This is a genomic window from Bacteroidota bacterium (assembly GCA_016714535.1).
GTDB lineage: Bacteria > Bacteroidota > Bacteroidia > AKYH767-A > OLB10 > JADKFV01.
In genome coordinates, this window is sequence record JADKDR010000012.1 from 24,205 (window position 1) to 47,051 (window position 22,847).

Consider the following 22,847-nt stretch of genomic DNA (forward strand, 5'->3'; position numbering starts at 1 on the left):
GTAATTTATGTGCTATAATATCAGCTATCTGGAAGCACGTGCAGAACGCGTAAAAAAACATTACGGAGTACAACATAAGTTGCCGTTACTTATAGAAAACGTATATCATATTAGTGGATTCGCGCATCCCCAGGTGCCGGTAATTACTAGCGAAGAACCACACTTGTTGCAAGCAATGCAATGGGGTCTTATTCCTAACTGGTGTAAAGATGAGGAACAGGCAATGCAAATTCGTGATCAAACATTAAATGCAAAATCAGAAACGATATTTGAGAAGCCATCCTTTCGCGCTGTAGCGCGAAAGCGTTGTTTAATTGTGGTTACAGGATTTTATGAGTGGCACACTTTAAATAAGCACAAGTACCCTTTTTATATTCACCTTAAAAATCGTGAGTTCTTTTCGCTTGGTGGCATCTATGATACATGGCTAAATAAGAATACAGGTGAGGTCATTAACTCATTTGCCATTATTACTGTTGCCGCAAACCCGCTGATGGCTCAGATACACAATACCATGAAACGGATGCCCTTTATTGTTCCTATTGCGAAGGAACAGGAATGGCTACAAAGCGATTTATCGAAAGATGATATAAAGGCTATGATGCTTTCTTACAATGAGCAAGAAATGGAAGCTCACACAATAAGCAAAAGAATTACTGATCGTAGTCAGTCAAATAATACTCCTGAAGTTATGGAACCGGCTATTTATCCGGAACTTGCTATGTTTGGTTGGTAGTTAAAATTAAGCACTCATTTTAGTAATGCTTAGAACTTCCATTGCTGTTTTTTGATTGTACTCGTTGGCAAGTTTCTTATAATTTACAAGGTCTATGATGGTGCCTATTAAACAAAGGCCACCAGTAAGCAGATATAATATTCCCATTCCAATTTGATTGGTTATAAAGCGCTGAATACCTGCAACGGCAAACAACCCAACAAGGGTACAAATCAAAATTGTTTGCGAGTCTTTTCGTTTACTTCCATACATTGACATAAATGTTCTAAGTTGATTATCACTCAGGTCTTTGGTGTATTCATTCAAAAATAAAATCTCTTCAGGCTCTATGCCTGGAAGCATCATCATAAAGTTTCGTTCCATATTAAGTTGATTTAAGTTTGTTACTGTTAAAAATATTGGTGGATAATGATTTGATACGCCAAAGTAAAATTATTGTTGCGGGAATTCCTAATTTATGATATTGCCATGATGCATGAAAATCAAATCGTAAGGCACACCCAATGCTTCGACCAATACCGCAACCAGGGCAATAGTGAATTAGCAGCCATTGCGAAGGGCAAATGGGGTAATAGGTATCAGGAGGATTAATGGCCAAAAAAATAATAGCTGTAACCCAACTTATTAATTCGAAGTTATTAGCTATGACTTGCTTCAATGCTTTCCTTTCTTTTAATGCCTTTAAAAAAATCAACTTCTGACTACAATGTTAAGCATTGATAATATTAACTGAACACTTCTTTGATTGCCGCGCTATACGTATTCTGCAATAAACCTACTATGGTCATAAGCCCTACTCCACCGGGCACTGGAGTAATGTAACTACATTTATCCTTTACATTTTCGAAATCTACATCGCCTGCAAGTCGGTAACCTTTGGTATTGGTTGTGTCTGTAACACGGGTAATCCCTACATCAATAACAACTGCGCCTTCCTTTATCATATCTGCCTTTACATAATATGGTTGACCAAGCGCTGCAATTACAATATCGGCTTGCTGAACAAAGTGCGTAATATTTTTACTTCCGCTATGGCAAAGTGTTACAGTACAATTGCCGGGCGATGCTTTGCGCGACATAAGTACGCTCATTGGGCCTCCTACAATATTACTACGACCAAGTATTACGCAATGCTTGCCCTGTGTATCAATTTTATAGTAGTCAAGCAATAGAAGAATGCCCTTGGGTGTAGCAGGTAAATAACAAGGCTGTTGCTGCATCATACGACCGTTGTTTATTGGATGAAATCCATCTACATCTTTTGCAGGCTGAATAGCCTCGGTTACCTGTTGCACATTAATCTGCTTTGGCAATGGCATCTGAACAATAAATCCATCAATGGCCGGATTGTTATTTAATCCATCTATATGTTTAAGCAATTCGGATTGTGTAACATCTGCTGATAAGCGAATGAGGGTAGACTCAAATCCTATTTCATTGCAGGTTTTAATTTTGTTACCTACATATGCCTCCGAAGCTCCATCATTGCCGGCAATAATGGCGGCCAGGTGTGGTGCCTTCTTGCCAGAAGCAACGTGTGCGGCAACCTTAGCTTTTATTTCCTGTTTATAAAATGAGGAGGCTATTTTTCCATCTAATAATTGCATTGTCTTTTTTTTACAAATGTATTTATTCATAATTCAAATCGCTAACAAACGTCTTTCGTTAAATAAAAAAAATCTATGTTTGCCACATGTTGCTTAAGGTAATAGATATTACAAAATCTTACGGTGCCGTTAAGGTACTACAAGGTGTAAGTATGCAAATGCAAGCTGGCGAAGTGGTTGCACTAACGGGTGCTTCGGGTGCGGGAAAAACAACATTGCTGCAAATTACCGGAACGCTTGACCTTCCCGATAGTGGTAAAATACTATTTAACGACAAAAATATTCTGGACTACTCTTCTACTCAGCAATCGCGATATCGCAATTGCGATATTGGTTTCGTATTTCAATTTCATAACCTGCTACCGGAATTTAGTGCACTAGAAAATATTTGCATACCAGCATTTATATCGCAACAAAAAAAACATGTGGTAGAGAAACGTGCTCAGGATTTACTCAATTATTTTGGGCTGGCACATCGTGCAGAAAATAAGCCCTCCCAACTATCAGGTGGCGAACAACAACGCATAGCCTTTGCACGGGCATTAATTAATAATCCAAAACTTATATTGGCCGATGAACCTACCGGCAACCTTGATAGTGCCAATGCCAACGAAATGCATCAGCTTATTTTTAAACTTCGTAAAGACTTTGGTCAATCTTTTCTGATTGTAACACACAACCAAACATTGGCACAAATGGCCGACCGCAGCCTGCACATGGTAGATGGAAAAATAGTGGAATAATTACTTTGGCAAAACGTATATTATTACAGTTATACTAATCTATCACCCTTCTATTAAACAAGATATACCCAACATGAAACATGAATGTAGTGGGCTTTGGTTCGTTGGCATAATAATTAAAACCTATACTGATTGGGCATAAAGGCGTATTGTAAACAAGGTAGGCGGCACCAATCAAATAGCGCTTATTAAAGGGAATACCATAGGTGGCTTTTAAATCATTGGCTCCACGCAATATTTCCTGAAAGGGCTGAAAAATATATCCCTCAATACGAAAATCAAAACTGCGATTGATGCTAAATACATTTTTAATTCCCAATCCAACGTAATTGTGTGCTCTGAATTTATTAAGGAAGATGGTTTTACTTTCTTGAGTAGGTTCAAACACCGGTGCAGATAAAATACTTGCCGTATAATTTGCAAAAAACTGTTGGCTACTTAGCATCAATTCGCTATAAATGCCAAGGCTGTAATAGCGCTGTTGAAAAAAATAATTATCCCATACCACACGCGCACGCACCCACGAGTTAAACTGTGACGAGGTATCGCGCACTATGGCTGACGTGCCAAGTACCGTTAACTCACGGCCCTGTACCTGCTTTATCGAAAAAATGAAATTGCTGCCACGGTTAGCATACATTTTACGATTGAGCTGATTGCGCTCAAATTGAACACCATAAATGGTGCCTACAAAAGTTGTTTGGTCTGCGGTATCAGCTGTGCTAAACTGTTGCGACTGAAAATATTTATTATCGATTGAAAAAAATGCAGCATTACCAATAACCTTTACCCTGTTGCGAATAGGAATAGAGAAATCAACACCTGTTTTTTGTTCATCTGTTATCAGATAGCTTGGCTTTACATCTTCAAAGAAAGAACTGCTGCTCCTGAAATAATCCCACCTGCCAATAGAGTAATAAGGCTCTATATAAAAATTATACCGCCCCGGATTGGCAACTCGCAGCGATGCATAGGCAGCATTATACAGTTTACCAAAATATACGTTTCCATTTATGGAGAGAGCCTGTCTTCCTAAAAAATTATATTGAACACCAACAAAACCTTCGTTTACCGGACGTGATGAAAAGTTTCCGCCAAAATCTACTATCAAGTCTTTTTCTCTGCGAACTTGTAACTGCAATGTATAGGTGCTATCATCAAGATTCCTTTTTAAAAAGGGAAAAACATATTTTATATTTTGATCTTGTGCGAGCCTAAAAAAACCAACCTTAATTTTATCTAAACTTACAGGGCCCTTTGATGGCTTAACAACCGATTTGATATAAAACGCCTGATCGACATTTACACCTGAAGTTTTAACTTCGGTTATAATAAAAGGTTTGAGCGCCTTATGAAATTGAGAGCGATTCAGTTTTCGCTCGTCAGGCACCAGACATCGGGGAATACGAGCTGCAATGCTGTCAATCATGCGTAAGGTTTGCACATAGCCAGAATCAATAGCTGCCTTTACTTTTGTAAAATCAAAAACATCCATAAACTGCACATTGCTCTGAACTAAAAAATCCTGCTTGCGTTGCACATTATAGTAGGTGGTTTGAGTGAGCATGGTTCGCGTTTGCGAAATGATATTATCCTCAAAAGGAATTTCGATGGGGCCTGCAGCGCTGCTTCCAATAACTACATCAGGCATGAACTCGTTAAGCATTACATCAACCGGAAAATTATTATACATTCCTCCATCAAACATTATTTTACCATCCGCATTCACACTTGAAAAATAAAATGGAAATGCCATAGATGCACGCACAGCAAGACCAAGGTCGCCATCTTTAAACACAACCTGCGATTTCGATTTTATATCGCTCGCCACACATCTGAATGGCACAAAGAGGCTATCAAAATTATAACCGGCCGCAGCTATTGGCTTGGCATAATACTGTATTAAACCAAAATCAACTGCTGCTGAGTTGACTATGCTTGATGGTACGCGTGCCCGTAATACGGAATCGATTCCAATTTTTAACGTAATCCACGATGCATTGGGATTTTGTTTCAAAAAAGTATAAACCATTTCCTCAGGAAAAATACCTTCGCCAGCATTGGCAAATTCTTCACTGGTAACAATAGCTTCTATTTCGTACCCACTATAGCCACAGGCATAAAGGCTTCCTACCAAGGCCCCGCCCGATGTCCCTGTAATGTAGTCGATGGGAATATTATTTTCCTCCAGCGCTTTTATCACCCCAATATGTGCGAAAGCACGTACGCCTCCTCCGCTAAGCACCAAGCCAACCTTTTGCGCATTTGCCTGATTATCATCTACCATAAACAAAGCAACAATTGCAAGGCAAACTTTGTAACTGAGGGTATATACTTTGTTCATGAGGCTTTTATGATACTAAGGTCAGCAAATATAAGCTTAGAATGTATTTAAAATATATTGCTTAACAGAATAAACCACCTAACGTCATATGCCAGCACTTATTGAACATAAATCTAAATAAATTAAGGAAAAGGCGATTATCAATTTGGACTTTTAAAAACAGAATGCAAAAAAATTTGAAATGGCTAAAGCAATTTTTCACAGGTAACTCTTTTCCTGTAAATTTTTGAACTAGCTGATACCATTTATACCCCTTCAAAATCAAAAGTCAAAGGTTCATTCTGTATGATATAGTCTTCATTTAAAATGCAGGCATTTATATACGTAACACCCTCTAGTATTCGAATACCATAACTCTCGTGTATGTGGCCAAAAATGTGGAACTTTGGTTTAATTTTCTCAACTGTTGTTTTCAGATTTTCGCAGCCAACATCAATACCCATTGCAAGGCGATCAAGCATTCCGGCTGGAGGTCCGTGGGTTATTAGTATATCCGTATCAGGTGGTATTAAATTCCAGTGCCGTTGTATATCTTCTCCACGTTGCCTGTTAAAAGCCCAATCGTGAAACCATGGTTGAATAGGTGATCCATGAATTTTAATTCCTTCTATAGTTACTGATTGGTCAAAAAGATAAATCAGATTTTGTGGAAGTAGATCTTCTATAACTTCGGGATTTTGCTCAAACAAAAAATCGTGATTACCGGCAATAAATATTTTGTATTTGAAATCTAGCTCCGTATACCATTTTAAAAAATCAATCACTTCTGACCTGTACCCTCTTTTGGTAAGGTCTCCTGCATGTATAATGGCATCCCCCTGAGGCAATACAAGCTTTTCATGCTGACCATGGGTATCACTTATTACAACAAATTTCATAGGTTATTAAGCGGGTTTCGGTAAAAGTATAAACAATATTTTATCCTAAAAATAAATTATGCTTTTCTTTGTCCGAAAATATTAATTCAATGGCAATATTAAAACCATTCAGGGCTGTGCGCCCACGTCCTGAATTTGCAGCAAATGTGGCTTCGCGACCTTATGATGTGTTAAATGAGATGGAAGCAAAAACCGAAGCTGGTGACAATGCACTTTCGTTCTACCATGTAATTAAACCCGAAATAGATTGCCCCGATGATATGGATCACTATGCGCCTGAAGTGTATGCGAAAGGCAAAGAAAATTTTGATCGAATGTTGAACGAGGGAGTCTTTCTTCAGGAAGAAAAACCATGTATTTATATCTACCGCCAAACGATGATGGGACGCGAACAATATGGCATAGTTGGATTAGCCAGCATCGAAGATTATTTTAATGACATTGTTAAGAAACATGAGCTAACCCGACCCGAAAAAGAGGAAGACAGAAAGAATCATGTGCGCGTGGGCCAAATGCATTCAGAACCGGTTTTTTACGCCATCAGGCAAGTAGCAGCACTTGATCATATGGTGAAGCGCGCTACAGAAAAAAATCCTGTGTATGATTTTATTGCTGATGATGCCATTGGCCATACCGTGTGGGTGGTAGATGATGATTTACTCATATCTGATATTGTTGAAGCTTTTGCCGCCATTCCATATACCTACGTAGCCGATGGGCATCACCGCACTGCTGCTGCTGCTTTGGTGGGGCGTGAGCTTGCCAAGGCAAACTCAACTCATACAGGAAACGAGGCTTATAATTTTTTCCTGGCTGTGCATTTCCCCGACAATCAATTAAGTATAATTGATTACAACCGAGTGGTTAAGGATTTGAATAGTCTAACTACCGCACAATTTTTAGAGAAGCTTAATCATGGTTTTAATGTTGAAAACATGGGTAATGAAATTTATAAACCACAAAAATTGCATGAGTTAAGCTTATACTGCGAAGGTATATGGTATAGGTTGACAGCGCGGTTGGGCACTTATAATGATAGCGACCCTATTGGTGTTCTCGATGTTACGATATTATCTGAGCAAGTATTGTCACCATTGCTTGGCATTCATGATTTACGTACGGATAAGCGTATTGATTTTGTTGGAGGAATCAGAGGTCTTGGTGAATTAAAAAAACGTGTGGATAGTGGAGAAATGAAAGCCGCTTTTGCCTTATATCCTGTAAGCATGAAACAGTTGATGGACATTGCAGATTCAGGAAAAATAATGCCTCCCAAAACCACGTGGTTTGAACCAAAACTGCGAAGTGGCTTACTGATACATAAGTTTTGAAAAAAATAAAAGTGATTAATTAAAATCATCAGGCATCAATATGCTTAATAATTTTTGTTGATTAGATTTAACAACGGGTAGTGCTATTCGATTTTTGCTACGCGCTGCTTGAATACTTTGTTTGCAGTTTCAATGACAACCGTATACATTCCCGGAGCACATGAACGCAAATCTATTTCCGATGATTGATTTAGAAAAGGAGTATAACAAATTTTACCTTCTGCACTTAATACTTTTACTATCATATTAGTCTGGTGTAAAGCAGTTGATTTAATGAAAACAAAATCATGCGTAATAGCAGGATAAATTAAAAAACCGGAAGAAGTATTCTCATCTATAGCAGTACATGATGAAACAAAAATAGTTCCTGCTGCACTTGCATTGCATCCATTAATATCTGTATAGGTGTAGTTAATACTGTTAATGCCAAACTGCGCCTGTGCCGGGTCAAATACATTGTTGTTAACCCCCGGGCCTGCATATACTCCGCCTTGAGGCAAACCACCAAACAGTGTAAAAGGAGAAGCATAATTACAAACAGTATCGTTTATACCACAGGTTACTAATGGTAACGATTGTAAATGAACCACCACCGGCATAATAGGCGAATAACATTGTGTAGCGGCATCGTAAGAAGCAACAAAGAAAGTGTCGTCAGTTGTAAGAAATGGCGTTATAAAACTTAAGCCGCTATCAACCGGATTATTCGTGTACGGAAAATTGAACCAGTATACCGGCATAGTGGATGTAACGGTAAGGGTATATGTCCCCTGCCCGCAAGCAACAAACGGCTGCACAACGGGGCTTAAAACTTGAGGAGTAATTTTGACAATTTTTCCAAAATAACCACACGCATAAAGCTCGCCCTTATGCAAGGTTAAGGTGGTTAATTCATCACCAATATTAAAGTCGGTGTAAGTCCAGGTATCTCCACCATCAGCGGTGCGTAACAGGTTAGCATTGCTTAAATCGCTTTGCAAGTAATAGCCAACCTGCTCATCCATAAAAGCAAATTGCTCTACCGGAGCACCCCATCCATCATAAATTTCTGTCCAGGTTTGTCCGGCATCATACGTCCGATATATATATTCGCCATCGTTACCACATAGCCCATACATACCATTAAAAAAATGCAAGCCGGTAATTCGCGCATTATTATTAGTAAACGTTTGAACCCATGTTTGCCCTCCATCAATTGATCGAAGTACCCTTCCTGAATCAGCTGCTACATACATTGTATCAGCATTGACCATAAAAATTTTAGTCAACAAATGGTTCACACCACTGCTAACTATATTCCAGGTGTCTCCGCCATTTGTACTTCTGCGTATCAAACCAGCAGCACCACATAGCAGGCCAAGTTGATTATTAATAAATTGAATATCGTATTGATATAAACTGTTTTGTCCGTTTTTAGATGACCAGGTATTTCCTGAATTAGTAGTTTTAATAACCGTACCCAGATCGCCAATGGCTATCCCGGTAGAGTCATTAATAAAGTGCATGGCTTTAATTTGCTTTGAAGTGCCGGTGGTAAGCGTAGTCCAGGTAGCTCCCAAATCGGTTGACTTATTAATAAAGCCGGTTGAAGAGCAAACGTAAATCGTACTATCTCCTACAAACTGCATATCGTATAAGTAATTATAAAAGCCACTGCTAATGCTATTCCACGTTGCTCCTCCATCGGTAGTCTTCATAAACTTGCCTGCTGAAGCAGCAAGGTATCCAATATCTTTATTTCCTGGCGAGAAGGCCAGTTGAACACCATTATACACCGTTGCCACTATTTGCGAAGTCCATGTTGCCCCACCATCCACTGTTTTCGACACCTGTACATCGAAACTTGAACTTGCAACATAGCCCGTATCTTTACTAGTAAAATACACATCGCGCCTAAACCATGGGAGCGCGTGAGCGATTGTTGTCCATGTATTACCACCATCATTAGTTTTATAAGCATCTGTATTGGCACTAGTTGTAATAAAACCATTAAGGCTATCTGCAAAATGCATGGCTGTTATAGTTGGGTTTCCAGGAAGATTTTGTTTAGTCCAGGTATCGCCACCATCGTTAGTTATGCTAACTTGTGAATTAGCAATCATTGCAATTCCCCTGTTAGAAGTTATAAATTGTAAGCTGTAAATATATCCTGTACCACCACTTGCTTTGCCCGACCATGTTGCTCCACCATCTGTAGTTTTATAAATGGTACCGCCCGGCCACCCGGCAGTAAAACCGGTATTTGCATCTATAAAACATACTTGATACAAAGCCTGTTGCGGGCCGGGTGTAACAAATACTTCAAACCAGGTTTGCCCGGCATCTTGTGTTTTGTATACACGTCCATAACTTGCCCCAAAACCACATGCAAAGCCAACATTACCTGTAACAAAATTAATGTGGTACAAATCAAAATACTTGATTCGATTATTAAACCAGGTCTGCCCACCATCGTATGTTCGCAAGAAGGTACCACCTTCTCCTACACAATATACTGTATCGTCACTTACTACTTGCAAGCCCACTATATGGTTTCCTTGCGGCAATGGGTTTATCCAATTTATATCCATGCATTGTGATAGTGCAACCGTAGTGTTAAACAATAAAATTATCAGAACAAAAAATTTTCTCATGTTGATTTATTATTCTACAAAAGTAAAATCATCTGCAAGCAATTAAAACTAATTAAATTGCATTAATAAAAATATTATCAACCTGGATAAATTAGAGGATACTTGTTTTTTCAGAATGGAAAATGAGGGACTATAATAAGTCTACCTGCGTGGTTTCATATTCTGTGCCATTCCCTTCATGTTGCCAGTAGTAAAGGCTTTCATCATTTTCCTGGTTTCTTCAAATTGCTTGAGCAATTTGTTTACTTCAGCAATATCGTTTCCACTACCACCTGCTATTCGTTTTCTACGGCTGCCACTTATTTGATCGGGGTTCTCGCGCTCGTAAGGGGTCATCGACTTAATGATGGCCTCAATTTTATCAAATGCTTTGTTATCAATTTCCACATCCTTCAAGGCCTTGCCCATTCCAGGAATCATGCCAACCAAATCCTTCATGTTGCCCATTTTTTTAATCTGCTGCAATTGTTGAACAAAGTCGTTAAAGTTAAACTTGTCCTTAGCTATTTTCTTTTGCAACTCGGCTGCTTCCTTGGCATCAAACTGCTCTTGGGCACGTTCAACCAACGAAACAATATCGCCCATTCCCAAAATGCGGTCGGCCATACGCGAAGGATAAAACACATCGAGGGCTTCCATTTTTTCACCGGTACCCACAAACTTAATAGGCTTATCCACCACCGTTCGTATAGATAGGGCTGCACCTCCGCGGGTATCGCCATCCAATTTGGTCAACACCACTCCATCAAAATTAAGTATGTCGTTAAAAGCCTTGGCGGTATTCACAGCATCTTGCCCGGTCATTGCGTCTACAACAAATAATGTTTCGGTGGGCTTTATCGCTTGCTTAATGCGTGCAATTTCATCCATCATTTGGGTGTCAATTGCTAAACGACCTGCTGTATCAATTACAACTACGTTCTTGTTTAACTCCCTGGCTTTTGCAATACCTTCTAGGGCTATTTTAACCGGATCGTTTGTGTCTCGGTTACTATATACGTCTACACCAATTTGTTCGCCAAGTACGGTAAGCTGGTCAATTGCAGCAGGGCGATATACATCACATGCCACAAGCAATGGCTGTTTCTGCTTCTTTGTTTTCAGATAATACGCCAGCTTGCCGCTCAAGGTAGTCTTACCCGAACCTTGCAATCCGCTCATCAGAATTATACATGGATTGGATTTCAAATCAATATCTGAATGCTCACCACCCATTAATTGCGCTAGCTCATCGTGTACAATTTTAACCATCAACTGAGAGGGAGAAACAGCAAGCATTACATTTTGCCCCATTGCCTTTTGCTTTACCCTATCTGTAAAATCTTTGGCAACTTTATAATTAACATCAGCATCGAGCAACGCTTTCCGAACTTCCTTTACGGTTTCGGCTATATTTATTTCTGAAATTTTTCCCTGACCCTTAAGTACTTTAAAGGCCCGGTCTAATTTATCGGAGCGATTCTCAAACATGGAATATTATCTATTTTAGAAAATGAATTAAAGAGGCGCAAAAATATAAATTGAGCCCGACTTTCATGCATTTAAAGCCGGATTGAAAATTCTAATTTCAGACTGGCAAAATTCCCTTAGGAATTAGGTGACAACATTTACGCTTTATTACTTGTTATTAGTAATTGAGGCTTTACTTTCGTGCAAAATTTAAAAACAGCCAACGTGATAAAAGAAGAAGAAGTATGGGATGCCCTAAGGCAGGTAGATGACCCTGATTTAAAAAAGGATTTGGTCACCCTTGGTATGGTGAAAGACCTTAAAATTGAAGGCAAGAAAGTTTCATTTACCGTAGTGCTTACTACTCCGGCATGTCCCATGAAAGACTTGATTCGAAATGCATGTATTAACGCAATTGTGCATTTGGTAGACAAAGAGGCCCTGGTTGATGTGCTAATGACGGCAAATACCACCGGAAAATCTGAATCGACCGAAGAAAGTTTAAAAGATGTAAAAAACATAATTGCCATTGCCAGCGGCAAGGGCGGAGTTGGAAAGAGCACCGTAGCCACTAACCTGGCTATAGCTTTGGCACAAACAGGTGCTAAGGTTGGATTAATTGATGCCGATATATTTGGACCTAGCATACCAATTATGTTTGGTATGGAGCATGAGGTTCCGGCCGTGGTCGAAAAGAATGGCAAACAACTTATGGTGCCTGCCGAAAAATATGGAGTAAAATTATTATCCATTGGATTTATTGCCGACCCTAATCAGGCAGTAGTTTGGCGCGGCCCTATGGCATCGCGTGCATTAAAACAGCTAATTACAGATGCTGATTGGGGCGAATTGGATTATCTGCTGGTTGATTTGCCTCCAGGCACAAGTGATATCCATCTTACACTTGTTGGATCGGTGCCGCTAACCGGTGCTGTTATAGTAAGCACTCCGCAGCAAGTAGCGATCGCCGATGCACGAAAAGCAATTGCCATGTTTCGTATTCCTTCTATTAACGTACCTATTATTGGCCTTGTGCAAAACATGGCCTATTTTACTCCGGCTGAATTGCCTGACAATAAATATTACTTGTTTGGAAAAGACGGGGGAATCGCACTAGCCAAAGAATTATCTATTCCTTTTGCTGGCGAAATTCCAATTGTGCAAAGCATTTGCGATGGCGGAGACAAAGGCACTCCTCTAATTTTGGATGACACACATCCTGCTTCGCTTGCATTTTATACCATTGCCGGAAATATTGCACAACAAATAGCTATACGTAATGCACGTATACTTAATTAATATCTAATTCCACCATTACTTGGCACAAAATTTTCATTGCCGGCATTGTAATAAAAAAACAATTAATAACTTATATGAAGGAGGACAACGAAGGCGAGAATTTTTACGAAATGCGATATGATTTTGAAGCAAAAATGAACATCATGGTCGAACATATTCAAGAGTATATTGATAAAGGGTTTTCCAATGAGCGTATTTCACGATTAATGGAAATGGAAAATGAAGAACTGGAAAAAATTATTTCCACTCATAACTTACGCGAGCCGAATTAAAAAATAAAGGCACAAAAAAAAAGCTTCTCGGTTGAGAAGCTTTTTTTTTGATGTTCGATAAACGCTATAGATTTAAACGTGCTCCAATAGAGTGTGTACCCTGAAATGCGCTGATGGTTGCTCTGTAGCCATAATCCAGGCCAAGGCTTTTTCCACCTTTTCCAAAAGGCACTTCAAAAGATACTCCTGCATTTAAACCAGTTAATGCGGTAGTACGTAATTCGCTATCAGTAATATCATCTTCATAGCAATAACCTGCGCGTAGCATAAACAAACTTTTGAATGCATACTCTAAACCTAACGCATATTGATTGCGGCTAAATGAATTGCCGGTAAAGTTAGCTGCAGCAGTCAATCGGTGCATTTCGGCAAGTTTGAAATCATATGATGCTCCAATATTTAGCAAAGAGGGCAATTCAAAATTGGCTGACTTTTGTTGCAAACTGATTTGAGCACCGGTGTTTAATGTTCCCTTAATTGCCAAACCATCACCTGAATATTTCATAGGGGCCGAAACATTCTTAAGTGCTATACCAAATTTCAAATTATCCTTGTCAGCATTAAACCCGGTAACGTATTGAATACCTGCATCGAAGGCAAATCCCTGAGCTTTTACGTTGGCAATCTGTTGTGAAATAACTTTTAAGCAAACACCTCCATAAATACGATTCGAAAACTCCTTGGAATAAGACAATCCAAGATTGAAGAATTGTGGCGAGAAGGTTCCAATACCACCCTCAGGTAAATCGGTTGTTGTAATTGGAATATCACCAAAGTTCATCGACATAACCGAAACACCAATTACACCACTTTGTCCTACATGCTGCGCAAGGCCAAATTGATTTATGTTGATTTCGGAATTCTTTAACCATTGGGTATGATTAAATTGAATTTCGGTCTTCTTCACAAATGCTAATCCGGCTACGTTCCAAAATTGGGCCTCTAAACCACGAACACCTGCAGAGTTTGCACCACACCACCCGGCAGAACGCGCAAATGGGTTAATGAGCAACTCCGAAGCACCGGAAGACCCGGCACGGTCTGGGTTGCCCGCCACAGCTACCATTGAAATTGCTGATAATCCAATTACCGCAATTCGCTTTATACTTAATTTCAATATCCTTTTCATAACTTTTACTTTTTAATAATTGTGGTTATAATTACTTTTTAGAATGTGTCAATATCAACAGGACGCATAATTAACATGGATTTTAATACTCGTGATCCTACACCTTCTATATCTACATGTATAAGATAAATTCCGCTTGCAACCGGCACTCCTTTTGTGTTTTTCAAATCCCAATCTATTGAAGTATCCAGATTATCATTTGCTTTTGATAATCCACCCTGACTAACATCAGGAGAAACAGCACGCTTAAACTTACGGATGATAACACCACTTGTATTCATTATGGTAACTACGCAGTTTGAGGGAAGATTGGTAATCTTTACTGTATTGTCCAATTGGTTTTTCTCATAGGAAGAATAACCATAATATGGATTAGGAACTACGTTAAGCAAATCTAAAGCCGACTTAGCAGTCTCTTCATCATTGGTAGTAATTTGCAATCCATCGGTTGAGAACTTATAGTATGGATTTTGTCCATTCTTATGCTCACCACCAACAACAGTACCATATCCTGTAAAAGTAGTGGCATTTGCAACCGCTGTAAATGTGCTGCCAGAAGCCAATTTTGCGGAATTGTACTCAATAGAATCTACCCGTACTTCATAAACAGTACCCGGAGTTAACGCTTCTCCTGCCTTCATTTCGTTGCGGGTATCGTATGTTTTATAGGTTTTTGAAACATTAATCTTTACAGTTATGTCTCCGGCATTTAAAGAGTTACCTTTTGCAAGCATAGGTAGTCCTACCCACATACAATCTTTAAATACACCACGCTTATTAGCAGCATTTGCCGAAGCAAGTAACTTATACATTACTCTACCATGATCATAGCGTGGCACATCGGTATTTTTATTTCCATTATGTCCAAAGATGTATATATAATGCATGTTTCCAATTACAGGTTTGCCATTTGCATCATACTTGCTCGAAGTTGGATTCCATTTCATGTCATTATCTAATGCAGAGTTTTCACTGTATGCAATATTCAAACGCTCACCGGTTTCAAGATTTACTGCATACCCAGGGAACCATCCCATACCTGTAGGTGCCACAAAGTTTCCATCATTTGGATTATCGCTAGAAGTGTTCGATGATGTTTTATTTCCATTTTTGTCTATACTAGGATCTTTACGCAAATTCATTTTCTCAGTTACCGCAGCATCATTCATTTCAAGCACAGGACAACGAGTCCATTTGCTTTGGTCGCTTGTCAAAACAAGTTGGGTAGATGCAAGGAAATCAATGCTGGTAAAATTATTTACAAGAGAAGAGTTTGAATAACGTGGTGCGAAATCAGTATCAGAACGGTTACAAACCATAAATGGAGCGAATTTTCCACCTAGTATACCTTCAAATACGCCATCATCATCAATGCCAAGGTATGGTGCCTCGTTCGATAAAATCCAGTTATCTTCATCAACACCACCATTTACATCTGCAAGGAAGTCTAACCATTTTGGACCACCGTAAGAAATGGTAGAAGATAAAATCGGGCTTGTCATTTCTGTTACTACCTTATCTAACTTGGCAACCGGACGAATGTCTGCTGTCAATCCAAACTCGGATATTACCTGCTCATTAGCATAACCATAAGTATACTCAGATTTAATGGTATCTGCCATAGAAGCTTCTTTTAATCCCCAGTTTGAAACATTCTCGGTAACACCATCAAAACGTAATTCAAATGTCCCTGGTTTAACACGCACCGGGTCGAATACTGAAATGTTTATTGGACTGGCATTCTTAGAATATACAGGGAAATAGCTTCGGTAATCTTCGGAAGTAACGGCTTCGTTTATAGAAGAAGAAGTCATAGATAGCATAAGACCTCCATTACCTTGACCTTCGATACGTTGCATTTCGCTACGATCACCATATTGAGAATTAAAAACTGTTCCTCCATTTTGCACTTGAGGCTTGTGAGGAATAGCAGTGTAGGTTCTTACATTTAAGCGACCAGCCAAGTATGGTTTTTGTTGCGTAGTATTGGGTGATGGAACGGGAGTATGCATAAATGGAAGGTAGTTATTATAAGCATAAGCTATAACCACATAATAATAAGTTTTGTAGTTGGTCATAAATCCTTCGCCACCACCAAACAAATCTTTCCTCACCCTGAATACGTGTTTAATTCCTTTATCCTCGCCATTTACCATTTCCAAATCTTCCCAATCATTTAATGCCCCATTCCAGGTATGATTAACTATTTGAGCAACACCATTTTTTACATCTACCTGAGCAAGCAAGCGCGCTCTGTCAGGATTATTTAAATCTACCGGATCGTAGGTTACATCTTCAGCGGCAAGTTGATATATTAAATATCCTTCAAACCTAAACTTACGTTGCTCCTCGGTTAGAGTAAGTGTGTAGGAAGAATCCCAATTTGTATTCACGGTGTCTCCATTTACAACGATTACCCCTGGTACCGAAACTGTTAGTGGAATTTCCTTTGGAATAGTAACATCCACTTCATTATAAAATTCGGTTAAAGGCGATGCATAATTTTCAAGCGTTAAAATTATTTCACGATCCAACTCACGTATTGCTACATCGGGAGCGCGAGGTCCATCAATAACCTTAAAACAATTATCAAACACAGCTTGTGCTTTAAAATCAGCCAGCTTCATTAACGCTACCGACTGCAATTGACCACCGCTTGCGGCTTTAGCCCAAACAGCACCTATAGTAATATAGTTTACAGCACCAGGCAACAGCGTAAACTCTCCGGCAGACTGTAAAAATCTGCGGTCGCCAGGAGGATTTGCAGCATCATGTTCTGACCAAGGGTAAAATTGGTTGTTTGTTTTAGAAAGATCGGTATCCCAAGAGAACATATAATCGGTTGGTTCGTTTGCGGGATTAAAGCCGTCTTCTCCATAAGTCATGATCTGCCCGTTACCCCATGCACCCGTCAGGTAGTTATAGTGATGTTGTGGTCCATCAGGATTTCCATTAGGTGTAGCATTTACGTTATTGTAATACATGTATTTAGACATGATAATTTGCTCACCTGGTTCATCAACCTGACCATCGTTATCGTTATCAATTCCATCACCTCCATCCGCAAGGGGCCCCTGAAAAAAGTCAACTCCTATAGATGGAGGATTAGCACCGTAAGCACCGGCACCTTCATCATCGTTATCAGAGTTGTAAACAAAACCCAATCCCAAATCAATATCGCAACCGACATAGTCATCCTGATATTGTCCCAAATCCGGGTCAACCCAATATCCAAAATAGGTGCTATCTAAAGACAATGAACCACGATTGATAATTTTATATTTACAGAAGGTCATGTTGTTGATTTCATCATTTGTTCTAAAAGCAAATGCCTGACATTGAATTTCAAGACCTATTGGGCTTGCACTTAATGTGGCAGTGTGATCATTACCCACATCATTTATTACCCACCAAATTGTTTGATCACCAAAAAGGAAATCATTACATCCACCATTGGCATCAACTGTGTCATTAAAATTATAGTAAGGATAATCGCCTTCGGCAACACTATACTCTCCATTGCCATTGGCATCGTAAAATGGAGCAAGAAACAATTCCTCATTAAATGCCTGATCACCATTTCCAGGCCAGTCTTTAATGGTATTTGTAGCATTCGCAGGATTAGCTATTGTGGCCAATACTTCTTCTTTAGATATTTTCCAAAATCTATCGTAAAAGGCACAACGTTGTGGCGTTATTGATGCATTTGATTTATCAACAGCACCAGGCCAGAAATCCAAACCTGTTTGACGATACGTTTGAGCTGCAACCTTAATATTGCCGCTGGCATCCAAACCACCTACCCATACTGAGCTGGCATAAATGGAGTGCTTACCTGAGTTGATAGGAATTTCGTAACGAGGCTGAGCTGCAAATGGATCCCACCACTGATCGCCTCCTGTAGTAAAACCGCAACGAACATTATTTATTTCCATATCTATTTTGGCAGTGGGGGTTAAGCATCCTGCAACAACTTTCTGATTAAGCCCCCCTGAGGCCATTTTCTTGCCTCCAACATTTTCTTTACCATAACTTACAAATGCAATAAGCATTGTAAGCATTGTTAAGTGATAAAATTTATTTTTCATTTATGTTAATTTGTTATTGTTATTAAAATGTGAATTCAACGCCTAAACGAATCCTTCTAGGAAGACTATAATTAGCGGGGTTATTAGCCATTACACGATACATTTCGGTATAGGCATCCGGGTTAGGCTTGGTTGCTACAAGCTGCTGTCCTATAGCCGAATTCAAGAAACCATCATCTTCAGGGTTTCCGGTAAATCTGTAAACATTTACAATGTTATCCGTATTAAATAAGTTCAGAATTTGAGCATAAACCATTAATCCAAACGCTCCTTTTTTCTCTCCTTTATCAAACATAAACTGTTTATCTACACGTAGATCTACACGATTTTGCCAAGGCAATCTTGATCCATTGATACTGCCTCTCAACTGCGAAGAACCTGCCTGTTGCAAGCCAATATTATCAACCTCGGTGCGGATATTACGTAACTGAGAATATGGTGTACCAGAACCTGCATTGAAAATAAAATTGAAGCCAGCATTAGCAAAAAATTGCTTGCCAAACCATATTGGGCCGTTGTAGTCAGTGCCGCTGCCATAGTGGTAATCAAATACCGTAACTAATGTATGGCGTTGATCAAAGTCAAGTGGAGCAATTGAGCGAAGGTTTGGTTGACCTAAGTTAATCAATTCCAAACCAGAACGATCTCCCGAACCTGTACCATCAGCAAATTGAAGCGTATAGCTAACATTCATACGAACATTTCCGGTTCTGCGTAAATCATAAGTAAGCACTAATCCCTTGGCTGTACCAAAATCGAAATTGTCATAGGTTACATAGTTATTAGGATATGCAAAAGCTATGTTACGTAACTGAATCATATCCTTAAACTCGCGATAGAATGCCGAAATAGAAAGTGAAGAACTGCGGCTTAACGCTTGTTTAAATCCTAATTCATAATCGATGGTTTTTTCAGGCTTTAAATTCGGATTATTGATGGTACCACCTAATAAATCAAAATAATCGCGTGGAGTAACCCTCCAACGATCGGGTGGGCGTTGTGTTAAGATATCATAATGTGCAAAGAATAATGCCATATCGCTAATAGGGAATGAAAATGCGATACGAGGCATAAACGTAATTTGCGGATCATAATCTTTAAAAGATGATGATGTATTAAATGATCCGCTACGGATATCATCGCTTGGGTTTACTAAATATGGAGCAACCGTTCCGGTAGTTGTGGCATTACTCAATACACGTGGGTCAGATAATAAGTTACCTTCGGCATCATACCAATCTTCGCCATTACGGTAACCTACCACATTGTTTTCACTTGGATTCTTTACATCTGCAACATATACAACATAGTCATCGCCTATATTTGAAGGGCGGTTTGCAATGTTTAACTGACCTGCAGTTTTTGTTTCATATAATACAAATTTATCTTTTAATACCTTTTGGTTTGCATCAAAGCGATCTACACGAACACCAATATTAAAAATCAAATCATTAACCGCAAATTTGTCCTGGATATAACCGGCCATATAGATAGGTGCAAACGGTGCATTTTCGCGAGTGAAATTCCCATCTTCATCTACTTTATTAAAGTAGTCATTAAATGATGGTCTGCTGGTTAACTTCTTACCAGTGTAGCTGTAACCTGCATAGTCTACTAAGCCGGCTTGTAATAATTCTTCTGCGTTAAAATAGTCAATCTTAAATGTTTCGGGGCCGTAAGAATCAATGTCAATATACGCATCATTAGAAAGTCCTAACGCCTCGCGTATATTTTCGTAGAAACCTACCTTACCATCATCCACATATCGCACAGGGAATGTCCAGGTATCTGTTCCCACATCATAAGATGCACCCGGATCATTCTGAAAACGATTTACACGGTTTTTCAAATTTTGCAATCCGCGCATTCTGTTCCACAAGCCAATAGGCGCTGTGGCATAAAATGCATCAGTCCGTTGCTCATACTCAAACCCTAATTGAATATTGTGATTTTTAATATCGGCTGAGCCTGTGGCTGTTAAACGCAACGATGTATTATCATCAATGCGATAGCTGTTAGGTTCACGGCCTGTATTCCATGCAAGTGCATAAACCGGGTCGGCACGGGTACCATTTATTAATGCTCCATCGTTAATTAATTGCACAAAATTGCGAGGGTTGCCAAACAAGTCATAATATTGTTGAGTATACGCCTGAATATCAGGATTTATATCACCCGCGGCAAAGGTGATAGAATCATCTATAAATGATGTGGTTCCGTTTACTGAAACCGTATCATATTGGTCATCAGGCGTGCCATTTGGATCAAACACGTAACTGTCAACTGTTCCAGTACCAAGTCTTCTGTATGATTTGAACTGACCTAGGTATCCATATTCAAATAAGTTGTCGCGATGCGATTCGTCTTCTCTAACTTCTTTTGATTTGGAGTAATCGGCCTGCAAAACATAAAATGCATTTTTGATAACTGACGAGCTGCTTTCTTTAGTTTCAGCATTACCTCCAAGTCTGTGTAATAAACGAACAAATCCACGATAAGCAGTACGAGTAATCTGTGGATTGTTATAAGGGTTGAACAAAGCATAGGAGTATGTAAACTCATTGAAGCGCTGGTATTCCCCACTTCCACCTACTGTTATGGTGAAATTTTTTGCAGGTTGAATATCAATTTTTCCATTTAAACGAACCGCACGATTTTTTACATTTTGAAACGCTTTAATAGGTTCGAGATCAGAAAGACGAACATCTTCTGCACGCCTAATAAAACCATTACCATTTGGATTAGCAGCAATTGGATTTTTCCTTAAATCATCTAATACATCATCCTTAACTTTGTAAAATCCGATAGCCGAAGGACTTGGGTCCTTATCAGCCTGAAACTCACCAGCCACAAAGAAACCCACTATTGGGCGTTTTGTACCATCATCTGATTTTTTTGAATAGATAGGACCACTTACATTTAAACCCACCAGGTTATTATTGTAGGGGTCGGTTAATGCAGATGAATAAATCTCCAATCCTCCTGAAAATTTCCTTGAAGGCCCACGGGTGGTGATACTAATGATACCACCGGTAGCATCGCCATATTGGGCAGGCACACCGCCTGTTACCACAGTAATTTGTTCTATACCGCTTTGAGGTAATCCTGTTGATCCTCTTACACGTATACCATCGATGAAGTAATCGGTGGCATTACCCTGGAACCACGTACATTTATATCATCTCCTTCTTTCTTTTGAAACACCCCGGCAGTAGTAGTGGCTAACGATTTGACATCACGCACCGGAGCTGCTTTGATATCTTGTGCCGTAATTGTAGCCTGGGTAGAAGGGTTACCTTTATCAATTACAGGAACCTTGTACTCTGTAATGGTTACGGCATTGATATCTACCGCACCCTTGCCCATCTTGATATCGGTAAAAGTAATTTTACCCGATGATACTACCACTCCGTTTATCTGTGCGCTTTGATAGCCCACATACGAAGCTTTAATGGAGTACTTTCCGGGGTTTAAAGGCTTGATGGTATAATTACCATCAAAGTCGGTTTGCGAACTTCCGGCAAGGTTTCCATTTAGTTCGGCAACCACGCTGGCAAATGGCAGTGGCTCATTTGTAGTAGCATCTACTACTTTTCCCTTTATCGAACCTTCGTTAAGCTGGGCATGTACCGCAGCAAAAGATCCCATAAAAATTAGCAAGATAAGGTACAGTTTTCGCATCATAGCGTTTGAATTATTTGGTTTGAATTATTGTTCGAAAGAGATTAATTTTATGTTAAAACTTGCGCTAATGTAATCAGATTAAAAATTAACTTCCAAATGTTTTTTGCATTATGACGTAATTTTTACTTTGTCAAATAAGCAATACCGCTCTGAAATGCTACGCGCGTAAGCATTTTGGGGCTGAAAGTATTTCATAATGGAGAATCATTGTTCGTAAGTCGTGACCATTGTTAATTACATTTTGTGAAGTTTCATTTATAATAGATTCTACACTATCAGCTAACTCATAGGCAAGATGAGTTTGAGTTTCATGTTGATGTTGAGCAGCACGAAACATGCCTTCTTCTTCAAGATTATGATAGGTTGTTGTTAGGCTTTCGAGTGAACTAATGGTTGGAGTTGCAGCTTTTCTGGCCGGTCTGGTTACTTGTTTTGTCATTTTAACTCGAGGCTGTTTAAGCGCTTGAGGCTTGGGGAGCTCCTTTTCGATTTCCGCCTTGCGTTTTAATGCTTCGCTTTGCTGAATATTATATTGCCTGTATATATAATAAACAGCCAACGCAACCAGAGCAATTATGGTTTTAAAGTTTTCCATTAAGATACTAATTTGAGGACTTTCGTAATTTGAGGTTCGAAAGGTAATTTCTTTTTGTT

General features: G+C 39.3%; 17 protein-coding genes. 5 read left to right on the forward strand and 12 right to left on the reverse strand.

What is annotated here, in order from left to right; translation table 11 throughout:
* The first annotated feature begins 7 nt into the window (after positions 1–7).
* Complete coding sequence (locus tag IPO27_14855; GenBank protein MBK8847743.1) at positions 8–736, forward strand: SOS response-associated peptidase; 729 nt, start codon at positions 8–10, stop codon at positions 734–736.
* A gap of 6 nt (positions 737–742) precedes the next feature.
* Here IPO27_14855 and IPO27_14860 read toward each other — a convergent pair whose 3' ends face one another.
* From IPO27_14860 to IPO27_14870, 3 genes are all read right to left on the reverse strand, one after another.
* Positions 743–1,099: a TM2 domain-containing protein gene (locus tag IPO27_14860; protein ID MBK8847744.1), complete on the reverse strand. Its 357-nt coding sequence runs from the start codon at positions 1,097–1,099 to the stop codon at positions 743–745.
* Position 1,100: 1 nt separating this feature from the next.
* Entirely contained in the window at positions 1,101–1,394 is a 294-nt protein-coding gene (locus tag IPO27_14865; protein MBK8847745.1) for a DUF2752 domain-containing protein, read from the reverse strand.
* Between the two features lie 67 nt (positions 1,395–1,461).
* On the reverse strand, positions 1,462–2,343 hold the full coding sequence (locus tag IPO27_14870) for a bifunctional 5,10-methylene-tetrahydrofolate dehydrogenase/5,10-methylene-tetrahydrofolate cyclohydrolase (GenBank protein ID MBK8847746.1): 882 nt from the start codon (positions 2,341–2,343) through the stop codon (positions 1,462–1,464).
* An 89-nt stretch (positions 2,344–2,432) separates the two neighbouring features.
* Between IPO27_14870 and IPO27_14875 the strand changes: the two genes are divergently transcribed.
* A complete protein-coding gene (locus IPO27_14875) occupies positions 2,433–3,086 on the forward strand; it encodes an ABC transporter ATP-binding protein (GenBank protein ID MBK8847747.1) in 654 nt (217 codons plus the stop codon).
* Positions 3,087–3,120: 34 nt separating this feature from the next.
* Here the strand turns inward: IPO27_14875 and IPO27_14880 are convergent, their stop codons facing one another.
* Positions 3,121–5,430, reverse strand: coding sequence for a patatin-like phospholipase family protein (locus IPO27_14880; protein MBK8847748.1), 2,310 nt, complete (start codon positions 5,428–5,430; stop codon positions 3,121–3,123).
* A gap of 245 nt (positions 5,431–5,675) precedes the next feature.
* On the reverse strand, positions 5,676–6,308 hold the full coding sequence (locus IPO27_14885) for a metallophosphatase domain-containing protein (protein ID MBK8847749.1): 633 nt from the start codon (positions 6,306–6,308) through the stop codon (positions 5,676–5,678).
* Positions 6,309–6,397: 89 nt separating this feature from the next.
* On the opposite strand from IPO27_14885, the gene IPO27_14890 reads away from it, so the two are divergent.
* Positions 6,398–7,639 (forward strand): DUF1015 domain-containing protein, encoded by a 1,242-nt coding sequence (locus IPO27_14890; GenBank protein MBK8847750.1) that lies wholly within the window; start codon positions 6,398–6,400, stop codon positions 7,637–7,639.
* A gap of 83 nt (positions 7,640–7,722) precedes the next feature.
* Here IPO27_14890 and IPO27_14895 read toward each other — a convergent pair whose 3' ends face one another.
* The gene (locus IPO27_14895; GenBank protein MBK8847751.1) at positions 7,723–10,272 is read right to left on the reverse strand and encodes a T9SS type A sorting domain-containing protein; all 2,550 of its coding nucleotides are present in this window, start codon (positions 10,270–10,272) and stop codon (positions 7,723–7,725) included.
* Between the two features lie 141 nt (positions 10,273–10,413).
* Positions 10,414–11,742, reverse strand: coding sequence for a signal recognition particle protein (ffh, locus tag IPO27_14900; GenBank protein ID MBK8847752.1), 1,329 nt, complete (start codon positions 11,740–11,742; stop codon positions 10,414–10,416).
* A 204-nt stretch (positions 11,743–11,946) separates the two neighbouring features.
* Between ffh and IPO27_14905 the strand changes: the two genes are divergently transcribed.
* Positions 11,947–13,020 carry an Mrp/NBP35 family ATP-binding protein gene (locus IPO27_14905; protein ID MBK8847753.1) on the forward strand — a complete coding sequence of 358 codons (1,074 nt, stop codon included), beginning with the start codon at positions 11,947–11,949 and terminating at the stop codon, positions 13,018–13,020.
* A gap of 74 nt (positions 13,021–13,094) precedes the next feature.
* Positions 13,095–13,292: a hypothetical protein gene (locus tag IPO27_14910; protein ID MBK8847754.1), complete on the forward strand. Its 198-nt coding sequence runs from the start codon at positions 13,095–13,097 to the stop codon at positions 13,290–13,292.
* Positions 13,293–13,356: 64 nt separating this feature from the next.
* Here the strand turns inward: IPO27_14910 and IPO27_14915 are convergent, their stop codons facing one another.
* From IPO27_14915 to IPO27_14935, 5 genes are all read right to left on the reverse strand, one after another.
* Positions 13,357–14,358, reverse strand: a complete 1,002-nt coding sequence (locus IPO27_14915; GenBank protein ID MBK8847755.1) for a PorV/PorQ family protein — start codon at positions 14,356–14,358, stop codon at positions 13,357–13,359.
* 101 nt (positions 14,359–14,459) lie between these two features.
* Positions 14,460–18,509: a hypothetical protein gene (locus tag IPO27_14920; protein MBK8847756.1), complete on the reverse strand. Its 4,050-nt coding sequence runs from the start codon at positions 18,507–18,509 to the stop codon at positions 14,460–14,462.
* Between the two features lie 22 nt (positions 18,510–18,531).
* Positions 18,532–21,582 carry a hypothetical protein gene (locus tag IPO27_14925; protein ID MBK8847757.1) on the reverse strand — a complete coding sequence of 1,017 codons (3,051 nt, stop codon included), beginning with the start codon at positions 21,580–21,582 and terminating at the stop codon, positions 18,532–18,534.
* Positions 21,583–21,626: 44 nt separating this feature from the next.
* Entirely contained in the window at positions 21,627–22,193 is a 567-nt protein-coding gene (locus IPO27_14930; GenBank protein ID MBK8847758.1) for a carboxypeptidase-like regulatory domain-containing protein, read from the reverse strand.
* Between the two features lie 157 nt (positions 22,194–22,350).
* Positions 22,351–22,788, reverse strand: coding sequence for a hypothetical protein (locus IPO27_14935; protein MBK8847759.1), 438 nt, complete (start codon positions 22,786–22,788; stop codon positions 22,351–22,353).
* Between the last annotated feature and the right edge of the window lie 59 nt (positions 22,789–22,847).

Bases quoted from the DNA above. Each gene is read 5' to 3' on its own strand.
- IPO27_14855 (MBK8847743.1), top strand. From the start codon at position 8: ATGTGCTATAATATCAGCTATCTGGAAGCACGTGCAGAACGCGTAAAA.
- IPO27_14860 (MBK8847744.1), bottom strand. From the start codon at position 1,099: ATGGAACGAAACTTTATGATGATGCTTCCAGGCATAGAGCCTGAAGAG.
- IPO27_14870 (MBK8847746.1), bottom strand. From the start codon at position 2,343: ATGCAATTATTAGATGGAAAAATAGCCTCCTCATTTTATAAACAGGAA.
- IPO27_14880 (MBK8847748.1), bottom strand. From the start codon at position 5,430: ATGAACAAAGTATATACCCTCAGTTACAAAGTTTGCCTTGCAATTGTT.
- IPO27_14885 (MBK8847749.1), bottom strand. From the start codon at position 6,308: ATGAAATTTGTTGTAATAAGTGATACCCATGGTCAGCATGAAAAGCTT.
- IPO27_14890 (MBK8847750.1), top strand. From the start codon at position 6,398: ATGGCAATATTAAAACCATTCAGGGCTGTGCGCCCACGTCCTGAATTT.
- IPO27_14895 (MBK8847751.1), bottom strand. From the start codon at position 10,272: ATGAGAAAATTTTTTGTTCTGATAATTTTATTGTTTAACACTACGGTT.
- ffh (MBK8847752.1), bottom strand. From the start codon at position 11,742: ATGTTTGAGAATCGCTCCGATAAATTAGACCGGGCCTTTAAAGTACTT.
- IPO27_14910 (MBK8847754.1), top strand. From the start codon at position 13,095: ATGAAGGAGGACAACGAAGGCGAGAATTTTTACGAAATGCGATATGAT.
- IPO27_14915 (MBK8847755.1), bottom strand. From the start codon at position 14,358: ATGGTAGCTGTGGCGGGCAACCCAGACCGTGCCGGGTCTTCCGGTGCT.
- IPO27_14920 (MBK8847756.1), bottom strand. From the start codon at position 18,509: ATGAAAAATAAATTTTATCACTTAACAATGCTTACAATGCTTATTGCA.
- IPO27_14930 (MBK8847758.1), bottom strand. From the start codon at position 22,193: ATGATGCGAAAACTGTACCTTATCTTGCTAATTTTTATGGGATCTTTT.
- IPO27_14935 (MBK8847759.1), bottom strand. From the start codon at position 22,788: ATGGAAAACTTTAAAACCATAATTGCTCTGGTTGCGTTGGCTGTTTAT.